General features: G+C 55.8%; 10 protein-coding genes and 1 riboswitch. Of the genes, 5 read left to right on the plus strand and 5 right to left on the minus strand.

Annotated elements, in window-relative coordinates:
- Positions 1-59: 59 nt before the first annotated feature.
- From EBAPG3_RS06820 to EBAPG3_RS06830, 3 genes are read left to right on the plus strand one after another with little or no spacing between them, the layout of a single operon-like run.
- Entirely contained in the window at positions 60-746 is a 687-nt protein-coding gene (locus EBAPG3_RS06820; RefSeq protein ID WP_004178905.1) for an ABC transporter ATP-binding protein, read from the plus strand.
- Positions 743-3,304: an FtsX-like permease family protein gene (locus EBAPG3_RS06825; RefSeq protein ID WP_040852660.1), complete on the plus strand. Its 2,562-nt coding sequence runs from the start codon at positions 743-745 to the stop codon at positions 3,302-3,304. The genes EBAPG3_RS06820 and EBAPG3_RS06825 overlap by 4 nt, the downstream gene beginning before the upstream one ends.
- Positions 3,304-4,488 carry a lipocalin-like domain-containing protein gene (locus EBAPG3_RS06830; RefSeq protein ID WP_004178901.1) on the plus strand — a complete coding sequence of 395 codons (1,185 nt, stop codon included), beginning with the start codon at positions 3,304-3,306 and terminating at the stop codon, positions 4,486-4,488. Before EBAPG3_RS06825 ends, EBAPG3_RS06830 begins: the two co-directional genes overlap by 1 nt.
- Positions 4,489-4,596: 108 nt before the next feature.
- Here the strand turns inward: EBAPG3_RS06830 and EBAPG3_RS06835 are convergent, their stop codons facing one another.
- The 3 genes from EBAPG3_RS06835 to EBAPG3_RS06845 form a co-directional block, all read right to left on the minus strand.
- Positions 4,597-5,034, minus strand: coding sequence for a GFA family protein (locus EBAPG3_RS06835; protein ID WP_004178899.1), 438 nt, complete (start codon positions 5,032-5,034; stop codon positions 4,597-4,599).
- Between the two features lie 255 nt (positions 5,035-5,289).
- Positions 5,290-5,979, minus strand: coding sequence for a VIT1/CCC1 transporter family protein (locus EBAPG3_RS06840; RefSeq protein ID WP_085921950.1), 690 nt, complete (start codon positions 5,977-5,979; stop codon positions 5,290-5,292).
- A 322-nt stretch (positions 5,980-6,301) separates the two neighbouring features.
- Positions 6,302-7,351 (minus strand): bile acid:sodium symporter family protein, encoded by a 1,050-nt coding sequence (locus EBAPG3_RS06845; RefSeq protein WP_004176717.1) that lies wholly within the window; start codon positions 7,349-7,351, stop codon positions 6,302-6,304.
- A gap of 596 nt (positions 7,352-7,947) precedes the next feature.
- On the opposite strand from EBAPG3_RS06845, the gene EBAPG3_RS06850 reads away from it, so the two are divergent.
- Positions 7,948-9,228, plus strand: a complete 1,281-nt coding sequence (locus EBAPG3_RS06850; protein WP_227869283.1) for a cytochrome C — start codon at positions 7,948-7,950, stop codon at positions 9,226-9,228.
- A 129-nt stretch (positions 9,229-9,357) separates the two neighbouring features.
- On the opposite strand, the gene mgtA is transcribed toward EBAPG3_RS06850, so the two are convergent.
- Together mgtA and EBAPG3_RS06860 are read right to left on the minus strand one after the other, a co-directional pair.
- Positions 9,358-11,931 carry a magnesium-translocating P-type ATPase gene (mgtA, locus tag EBAPG3_RS06855; RefSeq protein WP_004176713.1) on the minus strand — a complete coding sequence of 858 codons (2,574 nt, stop codon included), beginning with the start codon at positions 11,929-11,931 and terminating at the stop codon, positions 9,358-9,360.
- Positions 11,932-11,946: 15 nt separating this feature from the next.
- Positions 11,947-12,246 carry a c-type cytochrome gene (locus tag EBAPG3_RS06860; protein WP_040851926.1) on the minus strand — a complete coding sequence of 100 codons (300 nt, stop codon included), beginning with the start codon at positions 12,244-12,246 and terminating at the stop codon, positions 11,947-11,949.
- A 326-nt stretch (positions 12,247-12,572) separates the two neighbouring features.
- A riboswitch (guanidine-I (ykkC/yxkD leader) is annotated at positions 12,573-12,678 on the plus strand.
- A gap of 247 nt (positions 12,679-12,925) precedes the next feature.
- On the opposite strand from EBAPG3_RS06860, the gene EBAPG3_RS06865 reads away from it, so the two are divergent.
- Complete coding sequence (locus EBAPG3_RS06865; RefSeq protein ID WP_004176709.1) at positions 12,926-14,410, plus strand: APC family permease; 1,485 nt, start codon at positions 12,926-12,928, stop codon at positions 14,408-14,410.
- Positions 14,411-14,471 lie beyond the last annotated feature (61 nt).

Genomic DNA, 14,471 nt, shown 5'->3' on the forward strand with positions numbered 1-14,471 from the left:
TCTCTGAAGAATGCGGTCTCGCTCCACGTTGCGCCGGTTCGATAACTAAGTCCAAATTAATGCTGGAACTGCGTCATATTGGCAAAGCGTATGCGAACGGGCTGCGGGTGCTGACCGATTTATCCTACACCTTTGGTGCCGGCGAATATGTGGCGATAATGGGCGAATCCGGAGTCGGCAAATCGACGCTGTTGAATCTGATTGCTGGTCTGGACACTCCGGACGCGGGTGAAATACTGATTGACGGCATCGCCATGTCGTCATTGGATGACGATGCGGCAACCCGGTTGCGACGCAAGGCGTTTGGGTTTGTCTTTCAGGCATTTCATATTCTGCCGCACCTGACGCTGGGTCAGAATATCGCTCTGCCCTTATTGCTGAATGGCATCTCGGGTGAGCGTGGTCAAGAACGAGCCGGGCAAATGCTGGATGCGGTCGGCTTGCACGGCAGGGGACAGCATTTTCCGCGCGAGCTATCCGGGGGCGAGATGCAGCGAGTCGCTATCGCCCGTGCATTGGTACATCGCCCTAAACTGATCCTGGCCGATGAACCGACCGGCAATCTTGACCCGGACACCGCGCATGACATACTCATGCTAATGCGCGCGGAAATCAAGGCGAATGGCGCATCCGCCATCATCGTCACGCATTCGCACGCAGCCGCGGCAACGGCCGACCGGGTGCTGATACTGACAAAAGACGGGCTCCATCCAGCGGATTCGGCAGATTCGCATCAAAGCAGATGACGAAGTGGGCAGATGGGGGCACGTTGTTGCGCTGGTTGCTGCTGGGCGAATGGAAGGCACATCTGACGCAGGCCGCCGTCGCTGTCACTGCAATCGCACTTGGGGTAGCGCTCGGGTTTGCGATTCATCTGATCAATAGCGCTGCCTTCAACGAATTTTCCGCCGCAGCCAAAAGTCTCTCCGGCCAATCCGATCTGCAGGTGCGCGGTACTCAGGCGACCTTCGCCGAGTCACTTTACCCGGCTCTGGCGGAGCATAGTAACGTCGAGCTTGCCAACCCGGTTTTGGAGCTCGATGTCGTTGTCCGCGACAATCCGGAAAAACGGAAAAATGCCACCTTGAAAATTCTCGGGCTCGATATTTTTCGTGCCGCGGATATCGCGCCTGACCTGATCGGCATCCCGGCGGAAGACAGGTTGTTCGATATCCTAGCGGACGATGCCATTTTTCTCTCCCCTGCTGCAATGGAATGGCTGGGGGTAAAGCGGGGTGACTCCCTGCCGTTGCGGGTGGGAACGCAAACCATCACGTTGCGTGTCGCGGGCGGTCTGGTGCGAACCCGCGCGGGACAACGTATCGGAGTCATGGATATCGGTGCGGCGCAGTGGCGTTTCCAACGTATCGGTCAATTGTCGCGCGTTGAATTGAAGCTGATGCCAGGCATCAATCACGAAGCGTTCAAAACGACGCTGGCGCGAGAGTTGGGTGCACGATACGTTGTGACGGAAACCGCGGACCAGGAAGCGCGTGTCGCCAATATGTCGCGCGCCTATCGAGTCAACCTGAACATGCTGGCCCTGGTGGCACTGTTTACAGGCGCATTTCTGGTTTTCTCCACGCAGATGCTGTCGGTCGTTCGGCGGCGTCACCAGTTTGCGTTGCTGCGGGTGCTCGGATTAACGCCCAAACAACTGCTGGGACAGGTTTTATTGGAGGGAGCAGTCCTTGGCGCCATTGGTTCCTTATTCGGTCTTGCCCTGGGCTACGCGATAGCGGCGGCCGCGCTCAATGTTTTCGGTGGAGACCTGGGAGGAGGGTTTTTCCCCGGAGTACAACCGAGTGTGCATTTTGATCCCATCGCGGCCGTGATCTTTTTTACGTTGGGATTGGGCGTCACCTTGTTGGGCAGCGCAGCCCCCGCTTGGGAAGCGGCAAATGCCCATCCGGCGCCTGCACTCAAGTCGGGGAGCGAAGATGCCGCGCTCTCGAAACTGGCTACACCCTGGCCCGCCCTGGCCTGCCTTGCATTGGGGGGCCTACTCACGCAACTGCCACCGATTCTTGACTTACCGGTCTTTGGCTATCTCGCAGTGGCCTTGTTGCTGATTGGCGGCATTGCACTCATGCCGCGCCTTTCAGCGTTCGTTTTCTCCGCCGTATTTTCCGCGGTAACCCGGCGCACATCCGATGCCGTGCCGACGCTGGCGCTGGCCCGGCTGGCCAATGCGCCCAATCAGGCCGCTGTCGCCTTGGGGGGCGTGTTGGCCAGTTTTAGCCTGGTGGTTGCGATGGCGATCATGGTCACCAGTTTCCGGGTATCGGTTGATGATTGGCTCAAGCATATTCTGCCGGCCGATTTATACGTCCAGACAGCGGCAAGCGGCGATACGCGCGGCCTTACAATGGATGAAATGAAAGTGATAGCTGCTACGCCAGGCCTCTCCCGCGCCGACTTTTTCCGCTCATCGCAACTAACGCTCGATCCGAGCCGGCCCAGTGTTGCGCTGATTGCGCGGCCCATCGACATGACCGATCCCACCAGCACCTTGCCGATGACCGGTGAAATCATTGCGTCCGCCCTGCTTCCAAAGGATGCGATACCCATCTGGGTATCGGAAGCGATGGTCGATCTATACGGTTATACACTCGGCAAGCGCGTAACCTTGCCGATAGGAACGTCCGCGCCAGGCTTCGTGGTTGCCGGCGTGTGGCGCGACTATGGGCGGCAATTCGGCGCAATTCAGTTACGGCTGGCAGATTACCAGGCGCTGTCAGGCGATCAGAAAGTGAACGATGCCGCGCTTTGGCTGCAGGCGGGTGTAACTCCTGAGCAGGTGATTACATCATTGAAACGCTTGCCGTTCGGCGGCGCGCTGGAATTCTCGGAGCGCGGCCAGATCCGTGCGCTCAGCCTCAATATTTTCGACCGCAGCTTCGCGGTCACGTACCTGCTGGAAGCGGTCGCGATTATTATAGGGCTGCTCGGTGTGGCGGCAAGCTTCTCGGCACAGACGCTGGCGCGCACCAAGGAGTTTGGCATATTGCGCCATATCGGCGTGACGCGCCGCCAGATTCTCGGTATGCTGGCAGCGGAAGGCGGTCTGCTGACCGCGCTGGGCATTGCGCTCGGGTTTGCGCTCGGCTGGTGCATCAGCCTGATTCTCGTCTTTATCGTGAATCCACAGTCTTTCCATTGGACCATGCAGTTGAGCCTGCCTTGGGGTGGGCTCATGACCGTAGCCCTGGTGTTGCTGCTATCAGCAGCATTGACCGCGCTGGCATCCGGACGTCATGCCATCGCAGGTGACGCCATACGAGCGGTACGGGAGGATTGGTAATGTATTTTTTCAAGCGCAATCCCGTCCCCATGGGGGTTTTTCGCGAAAGTGGGCACCTCATCAGGCTCCTCGCGAGAATGATGATTTTCTCGTTGCATCTGGTTGCGGGTTGCGCTGTCGCTCAATCATCTCCTGGTTCACCCGTCGGGCCACCTCCCGAGTCACCTCGGTTGCTTCCCCAGTTTTCCCCGGTGGTTCCCGGCACTGCGCTTGCCTTTCCCCATGACTTCGGCGCGCATCTAGGCTTCCGGACCGAGTGGTGGTACGTAACCGGTTGGTTGGAGGCTCCTGATAAAAAACCGCTCGGTTTCCAGATCACCTTTTTCCGTGCCGCGACCGAGAGCGACCGCGCCAACCCCAGCCGCTTTGCGCCCAACCAGCTTGTTATTGCGCATGCGGCACTGTCCGATCCAGCCATCGGGAAGCTGTTGCACGATCAAAAAAGCGCGCGCGAGGGTTTCGGCCTCGCCTATGCCAAAGAAGGCAATACGGACGTAAGACTGGACGATTGGCGCATGATACGCGAGGAAAACGGCCGTTATGAGACCACCATCCAGGCGCGCGACTTTACGTTACGCTTGTCACTGATCCCTTCCCAGCCGCCGATGAAGCAAGACAAAAACGGTTTCTCACGCAAAGGGCCTCGACCGGAACAAGCCAGCTATTACTACAGCGAACCGCACCTGCAGGTCTCCGGAACGGTTACCCGCCACGGCAAACCGAGCCCCGTAAGCGGCACCGCCTGGCTCGACCACGAATGGTCCACCGCATACCTCGACCCAGATGCCGACGGATGGGATTGGGTCGGTGCCAATCTTGATGATGGCTCTGCCCTGATGGCGTTTCGAATTCGAGGCAAAGACGGTAGCAAAGTGTGGGCATACGCAGGACTGCGCGATGCATCTGGCCGCATTACGCTCTTCGAGCCGGAGCAGGTGCATTTTCATCCACAGCGTACGTGGCGCTCGCCGCGCACCGACGCCACCTATCCCGTGGCGATGCGGATTCAAACCGGCGCAACCGAATGGTTGCTCACACCATTGCAGGACGATCAGGAACTCGACTCACGGCAATCGACCGGCGCGGTCTATTGGGAAGGCGCGGTCACGATCACCCGCGATGGCAAAGCCGCTGGCCGCGGCTATTTTGAAATGACGGGTTACGTAAAGCCATTAAAGCTATGAGGGCAATGAAAACAGATCAACGCCGAAGTTCAGCTGCTGGTCATGCGTAGCGAGTTGCTGGTGAGTTGGAGCGCCTTTTGAGCGATGACGTTTGAAGAGCCTGCCGTGTCACTCCACCATGCTAACACCCGACCCTCCCATTTCCTTCGGAACGTCCTTCATTTTTGGCAGCCCATCCTTGATGCGTAGCACCGTTTCCTGATAGTGAACGTGCACGCCCGCGTGGTAAGGAAAATCCGGGATGACGGCTGCATACACATCCGTAAGCCCCATGCCCGGATGCTCGGTGAAGATGTGACCTCCGCAGGTTTTGCACCATTTGCGATAACTCTGCGGGGTCTTGTTGTAAGTGCCGATGTTTTCCGCTCCCAGCGTGATCTGCACCGCTTCAGGCTTCCATAAAGTGAAGGCGTTGACAGGACTCGCCGACCAGCGTCGACACGACTCGCAATGGCAATAACCCATTCCATTCGGCTCACCGCTGACTGTGAACTGAACCGCGCCGCAAAAACAGCTGCCTTGGTAAACTTTTCCGTTGTTCATCATGATGCATCCTCCTTGGTGACCGCGCGACGTAAGAGGCTGGAGCCATGGCTATTCGCCCGGATTGCTCCAGCACAAAACTCTCGGATTCCTGGATGCCCAGCCTTATTACCGGGAGACAACTTTGGCCCCTGACGACATCCGTTCGTAGTCCGGCGGAGTGGACCCCGCTAAAAGCAATTGCTGGCTGGACTTCGACAACTATACTGGATTTTCAACAGTATTAAATAATCGAGGATGTAATTAGTGGCGGGGATTTTAAGCAGCTATTCCAAACAATGTTCCAACTCCGGCTGTCAAGGCCATTGCCAGCGCACCCCAAAATGCCACCCGCGCGGCAGCGGTAATCATGGAAGCGCCTCCGGCGCGCCCTGCCAGCGAGCCCAATAAGGCGAGAAACAAGAGCGAGCTGCCCGATACCGCCCACATGAGCGCGGATTCCGGCACCAAAACGACCACCAGGAGAGGCAGGGCGGCGCCAATTGAAAAAGTACCGGCCGAGGCCAATGCGGCTTGAACCGGTCGTGCGGTTAATGCATCGGATATACCCAGCTCATCACGCCTATGCGCGCCGAGTGCATCATGCAACATCAATCGGGTCGCGACATCGGAAGCCAGTTTTTCATCAAGTCCGCGCCCGACGTAGATAGCCGTCAGTTCAGCGTGCTCGCACTCGGGATCAGCAGCTAACTCCCGGCGCTCCCGATCCAGATCGGCACGCTCGGTATCGGCCTGCGAACTCACCGAAACATATTCGCCAGCAGCCATCGACATCGCACCCGCCACAAGACCGGCCACGCCCGTAATCAAAATACTCTGTGAACTCGCGCCTGCCGCCGCCACACCCAAGACGAGGCTGGCAGTGGAAACAATCCCGTCATTTGCGCCAAGAACGGCCGCACGGAGCCATCCGATCCGGCTCGTTCTATGTCTCTCAATATGCCCCATAACACCATTCTGTTTTAGTGATAGCGACGCCTGAACGTCAAGAGTAACCTGTATGCGCGAGGCGGACCACTCGGAGAGCGGCCGCGTACAGGCCGTCCGGTTGACTGGAGCGTAAGGCGCATGCCGGAGCACTGCGAAGTCATGACATGTCCTACCTGCCATAACAACAGATCCAGATCAGGAAGCCATATTGCAACTGCGAATCGGTTGGTTGAGAAAAAAGCTGCACCGGTGGTGTCAGATATGTCCCCGCAGTCAGTGATGTGTGATTCCATCAGGATGGTTCCTGGTATTCTTTTCAAGGCGATTGCGGTTGATCACTTCACGTGTCCAGGTCGTCTGCCCTTCTAGTCATTATTTCCTGCAGAGTTCCCGCTACGATGTGCTGAATCAGGTTGTAGAAAATAATCGGCACCATTATATTTGGGTAAGAAGATAAAGCTAAAGATGCCAGTACCAATCCGGTCCCGTTATTGTTCATTCCCAGTCCGAACATGAGTGAAACGCGCTCGGCCCGGTTCAGCTTGAACAGGCGACTCAGGCCATACCCTGCGGCAAACAGGGCTAAGCACAGCCCTGCAGTAATGGCCAATGTGATGGCCAGGAAGTCGTAATCACGATCAGCCATGGCTTGCGGCAGGGAGACTGAAGCATTCGAATAATTCAGCAATAATAAAATAATGCTATTGATGAACTTCAGACCAGGCAGTACTCCGGATTGCCAACCCTCGCCAACTATCAGGCGCGCCACAATGCCCAGCAACGACGGCAGCACCACCCAAAGACCCAGAAAGGTCCCTGACCCGTACGTGGCCAGACCCTGCAAGACCTTCTCGTATTCCTCCGATGCCATTTCACCAAAAATGTGAAATGCTATGGGAGTAACGATAGGGCTCAGAATCGTGGAAAAAAAGACCAATCCCAAGCTCAGGGCTAAATTACCATTGGCGTTTTGCGCCCACGCGGTTGACGACCCCGCGATCGGCATGGCTGCGACCAATGCCAGGCCCACGAGAATGTGCTGGACTTCGAGCGGTTCATACCAGAGCCTCATCGCTATCGTGATCCCAAAAACATAGACAATGGGAATGGCCAGATTCGCCGACAGTCCGACCAGCAAGACATGTTTTATCCGCAGGATATTTTTCAAGTGGGAAATTTTCAATCCCAGCCCTGCGTTAAACATGAGCATGGCGAGCATGATCATCAACAACGATATATTGATTTTCTGCTTTAAGACATGGATCTCGCCAAAAGAAACATTTCTTATCCATAGACCGGGAGCTGGCAAAATCACGGCAATCACATATGCAGCGATCAGGAACCAGAGCAGGTGGCGGTGAAGAAAATGGGATATCGAGAGTAAAGGCATCTATGTTATCCAAGATCGTTCTGGAACAGCCCGTTAGCTGACAGTCTGCACCTGCCGCATCAGCCACGTCAAATAGCCAGAGCTTGCGGACGGCTGATTCTGGCGCATAACTATGGCACCTGATCCATCTGTCAGTTTATGCTGGTATATCCATGCCCGCTGGCCCTCTTCTGCGACCGGATACCTTGTTCCCGTTAACTTGCATACCCGCTTCGATCTCGGATTAGCCGGTACAATGCATTCAGCTCGTTAACATCTGCCCTGGATACTAAATCAATGGTTAAGGTGTCTGCAATTCGGGAGTGATTTGAATCCATTCAAAAATCCCCCAAATTTTTCAGTGCTGTCAACGTAGCATTGTCCGGAAACGTTGAGTTTGAATTCTATTTTTAGCAGACCATATCGATCGATTCAGCTTTCGATAGAACTGTGGCCATTTATCTCTCTCGCCCCAATCAATAAGCGCCCGGACTGATCGCAATGGCTTTATCGTACTTTTAACAGGAGTTGGTAATGCCATGAATGCATTCAGAACAGCAATACCCCCGGTAGTAGTCCTGCTAGTGATGTTTCTCTCAAGCGTTGAAGTCCGGGCCATGCCTGCCTTTACGCGTCAGACTGGCATGCCGTGCATTTCCTGTCATGTGCAAGCCTTTGGACCTGGCCTTACGCCTGTCGGCAGGCAATTTAAGCTGACTGGCTACACGATGGCTGGCGGTAAGGATGCAAAATTTATTCCGCTTAGCGCCATGGTTCAAGGATCATTCACCCATACCCAGAGAGGCCAGCCGGGCGGTGCGGCGGATCACTTCGGTTCCAATAATAATGCCGCCATGGATCAAGCCTCTATTTTTTATGCCGGCCGCGTGACTTCGAACGTGGGTGCTTTCGTGCAAACAACTTTTGATGGTGTGGCAAAAACAAATCTGATCCTTGATAACACCGACATCCGCCTCGTGGATCAAGGAAACCTGGCCGGCCAGCAATTTGTTTATGGCATATCGGCGAATAATTCCCCTACTGTTTCAGATCTTTGGAATACGCTGCCAGCGTGGAGTTTGCCTGCGGCATCATCAGCGTTGGCGCCAACCCCGGCCGCAGGAACACTGATCGAGTCACTGGCTGGCCAGGTCGGCGGCGTGACTGCATATATGATGTGGAATAATCTCTTATATGTTGAAGGTGGGGGCTACACCAGTCTTCCCAGAAATGTGCAGCAAACTGTAAATACATTCGACCCCGGGCAAAATAAAATCGACGGCGGCGCCCCTTACTGGCGTATTGCGCTCCAGCACGATCATAATGGGCATTACGGCGCGATCGGCTCTTTTGGCATGCAAGCGAACGTCAATCCGCAACGGATACAAGGCGCTGGCACCGACCAGTTCACCGATTTCGGATTTGATGCCACCTACCAGTATTTAGCGAATCTTGCGCATATCTTTGAACTCAATGCGACCTACATTCGTGAGAATCGAAACATGAACGCCAGTATGGCGTTAGGATTGGCGGAAAAACAGCACAGCAGCCTGGATACGGTCCGCATCAGGACTGCGTATACCTTCCAGCAAACCTATAGTCTTAACTTGTTTTATGGGCAAACTTCGGGGACAGCGGACAACGTCATATATTTCTCTACTGATCCTATTAGCGGGAGCCGGACTGGCAAACCGAACAATCAAGCCTTCACTGCCGAATTGAGCTACGCCCCTTTTGGCAAGACTGCCTCAACTGCAGGTTCATTAGCAAACCTGAGGCTTGCAGTGCAGTACGTTCACTATTTCCAATTCAATGGAGGTATCCGCAATTACGATGGCTCCGGTCGAAATGCAGTTGGCAACGATACGCTATTTCTGAGTGGTTGGCTGGCGTTCTAAGTGATCGAGTACTGTTTCAAAATCCGGTATAGCCCATCAAGGGATGCTCATCCGATAATTGGAAGTGATCGATGAATTGTTTCCCTAAAAAAATTGCCGGAACCCATGCCGTCTGTCGAGGCCATCGAACTAGGCCCGGCTGCCAGATCTGTGTGGCCTCTTTCCCGCCGCTGCCCATCGGTAGAAGCCCTGCTTGGCCAGTTCAACTGCGAATAGATAGACAAGCGTCATGCCCCCGAGGATAAAATAAAATTTGGCGGGCGGCGGGACAAAGCCAAAATACGTTCCGATCGGCGTAAACGGTAACAGTACCGCGCTGGCGACGACAGCCAGCGAGGTCACTGTCAGCAGTGGGTGGGCGCGGCTTTTCAGAGGATTCCCACGGGTACGGATGATGAAGATCACCAGTACCTGGGTACATAACGACTCAACGAACCAGCCCGTCTGAAACAGCTTCTCGTCGGCCTGTAGAACCACCAGCATGACGTAAAAGGTCAGGAAGTCGAACAGGGAGCTGATCGGCCCGATCACGAGCATGAAGTTGCGAATGAAATTCATGTCGAGCACACGCGGGCTGTGAATATCGGCGGTGTCCACCTTGTCCAGGGGGATCGGGATTTCCGAGACATCGTAGAGAATGTTGTTGAGCAGGATTTGGGTTGGCAACATCGGCAGGAAAGGCAGAAACAGTGCAGCCCCAGCCATGCTGAACATGTTGCCAAAATTGGAGCTCGTGCCCATCATGATGTACTTCATGATGTTACCAAAGGTGCGCCGTCCTTCCAGAACGCCTGTATGCAGCACATGCAGATCCCGTTTCAGGAGGATCATGTCGGCCGCCTCCTTGGCGACATCCACCGCCGAATCCACCGATAGCCCGACATCCGCCGCATGCAGTGACGGTGCGTCATTGATGCCATCGCCCAGATAGCCGACCACATGGCCGCGGGCTTTGAGTGCCCGGATTACACGCTCTTTCTGCGCCGGATTCACCCGGCAGAACAGATTCGCCGTTTCGACCCGGGCTTGCAGGGTGTGATCGTCGATCTGCGCGATCTCTTTTCCTGTCAGGAGTCCCGTCACTGGAATCTTCAATTCTGCGCAAACATGCCGGGTAACCAGATCGCTATCGCCGGTGACGATCTTGATGGCGACACCGACCCGGCCCAGGGCGGCCAATGCAGGGGCAGCGCTTGCCTTGGGCGGGTCGAGAAAGGCTGCAAAACCGGCGAGCACCAATTCTGTTTCGTCACTCACCACGGCATGGGGATGGTCCATGGGTACCTGCCGCCAGGCGATACCCAGCGCCCGGAAACCTTCTTCCTCCAGGGCGTGGTACTGGCCGCGAATCGCTGCCAGCGCAGTTTCATCCACGGGACGCGGTTGCTCGGCGCCTTCCGTTTCGTAGTGTGTGCACAACCCGACGATTTCGTCCGGCGCGCCTTTCACCACCAGCCAGCGTGTCTCGCCATTATCGATCAGCACGGAGACGCGACGGCGCTCAAAGTCAAAGGGAACTTCGTCGATCTTTTTCCAGGAGCCAATCTCGATATGCTGGTGATCAAGAATGGCTTCATCGAGGGGACTTTTCAGGCCCGTCTCGAAGAAGCTATTGAAATAGGCCAGTTGAAGCACCCGTTCGCTGGGCCGGCCCGTCGCATCCACATGTCTTTCCAGTCGGATCTTTGCCTCGGTCAGCGTACCGGTCTTGTCGGTGCAGAGTACATCCATCGACCCCAGATCCTGAATGGCGGACAGTCGCTTGACGATCATGTGCATCCTGGCCATGCGCAGGGCGCCACGCGATAGCGTGACCGACACCACCATGGGCAGCAGTTCCGGTGTCAGTCCGACGGCGAGGGCTACGGCAAAGAGGAAGGATTCCAGCCACGGCTTGTGGAAAAACGCATTCACGAGCAGCACGAACATCACCATGAGAATGGTCAGCCGCATGATCAGTATCCCGAAGCGGCGGGTACCGAGCTCGAACGAAGTCGGCTCCGATGGCCGGGAAACGCTGTCAGAAATTTCTCCGATCGCGGTATCCGCACCCGTCTTCACCACCAGCACCCGGGCACTGCCGCTGATGACGGATGTGCCCATGAACACCGCGTTAGTCGCCTCCTGCAGATCGGTGGCGGTATCGGGTAGCATGCCTGGCCGCTTTTCCACCGGATAGAACTCACCGGTCAGCAGGGCCTGCTTGACGAAGAAATCATGCGCTTCAAGCACACTTCCGTCCGCGGGAATCAGATCCCCGGCCGCAAGCAGCACAACATCGCCGGGTACGATCTCTGTAACCGTGACCTCCATCGGATTGCCGTCGCGCAGCACGGTGGTCCGTACGGAAACCGACTGGCGCAATTTTTCTGCGGATGCGTTGGCACGGTACTCCTGGACAAAATCCAGCGTGATGCTAAGCAGAACGATGAAGCTGATGATGAGGAAGTTCGTGACCTCCCCGGTGAACGCGGAAACCGCACTGGCGATAAGAAGGATGATCACCAGGGGGTTTTTGAAGCGACCGAGATATTGTAGCAGCAGCGATTTTTCCCGCCGCTCTCGGAACAGATTGGGCCCGAATCGGGTAAGGCGCGCTTTAGCTTCGGTGACCGACAGGCCCATCCTCGCGGTAGCGAGAGCAACCGTCTCTGTTGGCAGCGGCTCAAGCCACCAGGGCCGGCGCGGCGCGTCTATCGACAACTTGATAGCTTCCGGTCAGTCTGGCTTGGGATAGTGGTAATAGAGAGCATTCAGGTGGCGAGCGACTTCAGTAATATCGTCATCACCCCAACCAAGTCCCGAAACTTCCTGCCAGCGGCGCACTTCCGCCCGAAGGCTTGTCCAGTCCGTAACGAGCTTCTTGTCCCGCCAATGAACCTTGGCGCTGTGGCAGGTGATGCAGTGTGTTGAGTACAACAGTTCGCCGCGCGTAGCGTCGCGCAGTGGCGGTGCATCAGCATAAGCGGGACTTCCAAACAAGACGAACAGCAGCGCCAATATCCAGTTTCGAAGCATGTTATCCTCCTTGAGCGTCACCATTTTGGTTAAGTATATGCCTCATCAGATTTCTTCGCAGAAACAAACTGGCAGGAATCGAGGCGGGGAGGCGACATCATGGCCATGGGTCTGAAATATCCGCCCCCATCGCGCAGGGCAACGTGTTTGTGACCTGCTATTGTTTTTTTTGATCAGGTGTGTACAATTTATATGCTACTGGTTCAGTCGTTAAGTTTAAGCATGTATCGTATTTTTTCACGCGGGCAGCTACCTGACACAGCGCCTTGCTGGGTTTGAGTATTGATCGTTTTGTGTGAAGAGCGGTCAAAGCAGTGAAACTGATGTAAAGGAGAAACTAGGGTTCCGGCTTTCCTTTGGGTAAGTGTCTGGTCCGAGAGTTTCCGGCTTCGTTTTGACGAGGCTCCACGGAGGGATAAAAGCCCGGGAGATAATGTATAGGCATACATTGACTCTTGGAACTTGGCCCACTGATTAAAGGAGACTTCGTCATATCCTCCCTTTCTGGATTTTTCTTCGCTGTTCCCCTGACTGCGCCCATTGTGATCGCTGGGGGATTGCCTGTCTTCCCGCGGTTCGGTTCTGCTGACATTAAAGAGCGGGTGAGTCAACCGCCCAGCTGGATAATTGAGGACGGTCGGCGCATTCAGCGTATCGAGAGCGCTACGGGAGGAACGCCATGTCGATAGAGGGAAGACAGGGTATCTCGTCTTCTGCTGCTTCCCCGGACCTTCCCCCGACTGCGGATAAACTCAATCGCAGCCTGAGCGTCTGGAATAGCCTTACCCTCGGTTTCGCGGTTGTTTCACCCGTGGTGGGGCTCTATGCCATTATGGGTGTGCAGACCGTGGTAACGGGGGGCGGCTGGTTTGCCGCACTTGTCATCTGTCTGGTGCTGCAACTGCTGGTGGCGACGGTTTACGCCGAGCTTTCTTCGCAGTTTCCGATCGCCGGGGGCGCCTACAAGTGGGCGCGGCAACTCGGCGGGAGTATCACCGGGCAGTTTGCCGGGGTCATCTACGTCAGTTCCACCATCGCCATGCTCACCACCACCGCTTACACCGGGGGTGTCTGGCTCTCCTTTTTTTTTGGATCGGCGGGTGGCTCCGGCCATACGCTGGTGATGTGGGGCGCGGTTTTTCTGCTGATCTGCACGCTGCTCAACCTGGCTCATGTCAGTGTTTTCAAGCTGATCATTACACTGGGTGTTTATGCCGAGGTGGTGGGCTCGTTTGGCGTGGCGCTGCTTCTGTTCCTGTTCTTCCGGGAGCACCCTTTTTCCGAGCTATTTCAGCATCTGGGTACGGGCACGGCGCCGGGCGAGACCGCCGCTTTCCTGGCTGCGCTTGCCATCGCGGGATGGGCGTTCATCGGTTTTGATGCCTGCTCCACTATTGCCGAAGAAACCCATGAGCCCAAGCGGATGGTGCCACGCGCGATTTTCTTTTCGCTATGCATGGTGGGAAGCGTGGTGCTTTTCAATTCTGCCGCCCTGACGTTGAGCTTCGACCGCGCCACACTGGCAAATACGAGTGCCTCGTCCGATCCCATCACACCCGTGATTATCAATAGCTTCGGAGCCTGGGCCGAGAAACCTTTTCTGGCTATTGTCATGATTGCTTTCCTTGCTTGCGGAGCATCCGTGGTGAAATACACGTCGCGCATCGTGTACTCGATGGCACGCGAGGGCAATATGCCTGTTGCGCTGAGCCGATTGGCCGCTGATCACACGCCGCGCAATGCCATTATCTGTACGGTATCGCTGGCCGGACTGGGATTGCTGTTCGGCTTGAACGATGGAGCGGTCGCCACGGTAATAGCCTTCGGCACGGGCGGGCTTTACGCCATGTTTTCCATGACCACCGGGGTTGGCTTGTACACCCGTCTTACTGGTCGCTGGAATCCGGCGCTGGGCGAATTGAAGCTGGGCCCGTGGGGGCTGGTGATCAATACGATAGCTTTCATCTGGTCGGTGTTTGAGTTTATCAATATCGCCTGGCCACGCGCCTACATTGTAGCGCCCAATGCGCCCTGGTGGCAGCTTTGGGCGGTTCCGCTGGTGTTGGGCAGTATCCTGAGCGTAACCGCACTGCACATTTTGATAAAAAAAATCGTTGGGGAGCGACAAAAAAAGAATACCTTCAAAGGTATTTCGCCGATGTGAGCCGGGAGGCGCCGACAGCAATTCCGGTATCGGAAATTAATGATTCATTTTGATGAGGAGA

This window comes from Nitrosospira lacus (assembly GCF_000355765.4).
In the GTDB taxonomy this organism is placed as follows: domain Bacteria; phylum Pseudomonadota; class Gammaproteobacteria; order Burkholderiales; family Nitrosomonadaceae; genus Nitrosospira; species Nitrosospira lacus.

What these genes read in the sequence shown, in the direction of transcription:
- EBAPG3_RS06840 (WP_085921950.1), bottom strand. Translation starts at nt 5,979, where the DNA reads ATGGGGCATATTGAGAGACATAGAACGAGCCGGATCGGATGGCTCCGT.
- EBAPG3_RS06825 (WP_040852660.1), top strand. Translation starts at nt 743, where the DNA reads ATGACGAAGTGGGCAGATGGGGGCACGTTGTTGCGCTGGTTGCTGCTG.
- EBAPG3_RS06820 (WP_004178905.1), top strand. Translation starts at nt 60, where the DNA reads ATGCTGGAACTGCGTCATATTGGCAAAGCGTATGCGAACGGGCTGCGG.
- EBAPG3_RS06860 (WP_040851926.1), bottom strand. Translation starts at nt 12,246, where the DNA reads ATGCTTCGAAACTGGATATTGGCGCTGCTGTTCGTCTTGTTTGGAAGT.
- EBAPG3_RS06850 (WP_227869283.1), top strand. Translation starts at nt 7,948, where the DNA reads ATGCCTGCCTTTACGCGTCAGACTGGCATGCCGTGCATTTCCTGTCAT.
- EBAPG3_RS06845 (WP_004176717.1), bottom strand. Translation starts at nt 7,351, where the DNA reads ATGCCTTTACTCTCGATATCCCATTTTCTTCACCGCCACCTGCTCTGG.
- EBAPG3_RS06835 (WP_004178899.1), bottom strand. Translation starts at nt 5,034, where the DNA reads ATGATGAACAACGGAAAAGTTTACCAAGGCAGCTGTTTTTGCGGCGCG.
- EBAPG3_RS06865 (WP_004176709.1), top strand. Translation starts at nt 12,926, where the DNA reads ATGTCGATAGAGGGAAGACAGGGTATCTCGTCTTCTGCTGCTTCCCCG.
- EBAPG3_RS06830 (WP_004178901.1), top strand. Translation starts at nt 3,304, where the DNA reads ATGTATTTTTTCAAGCGCAATCCCGTCCCCATGGGGGTTTTTCGCGAA.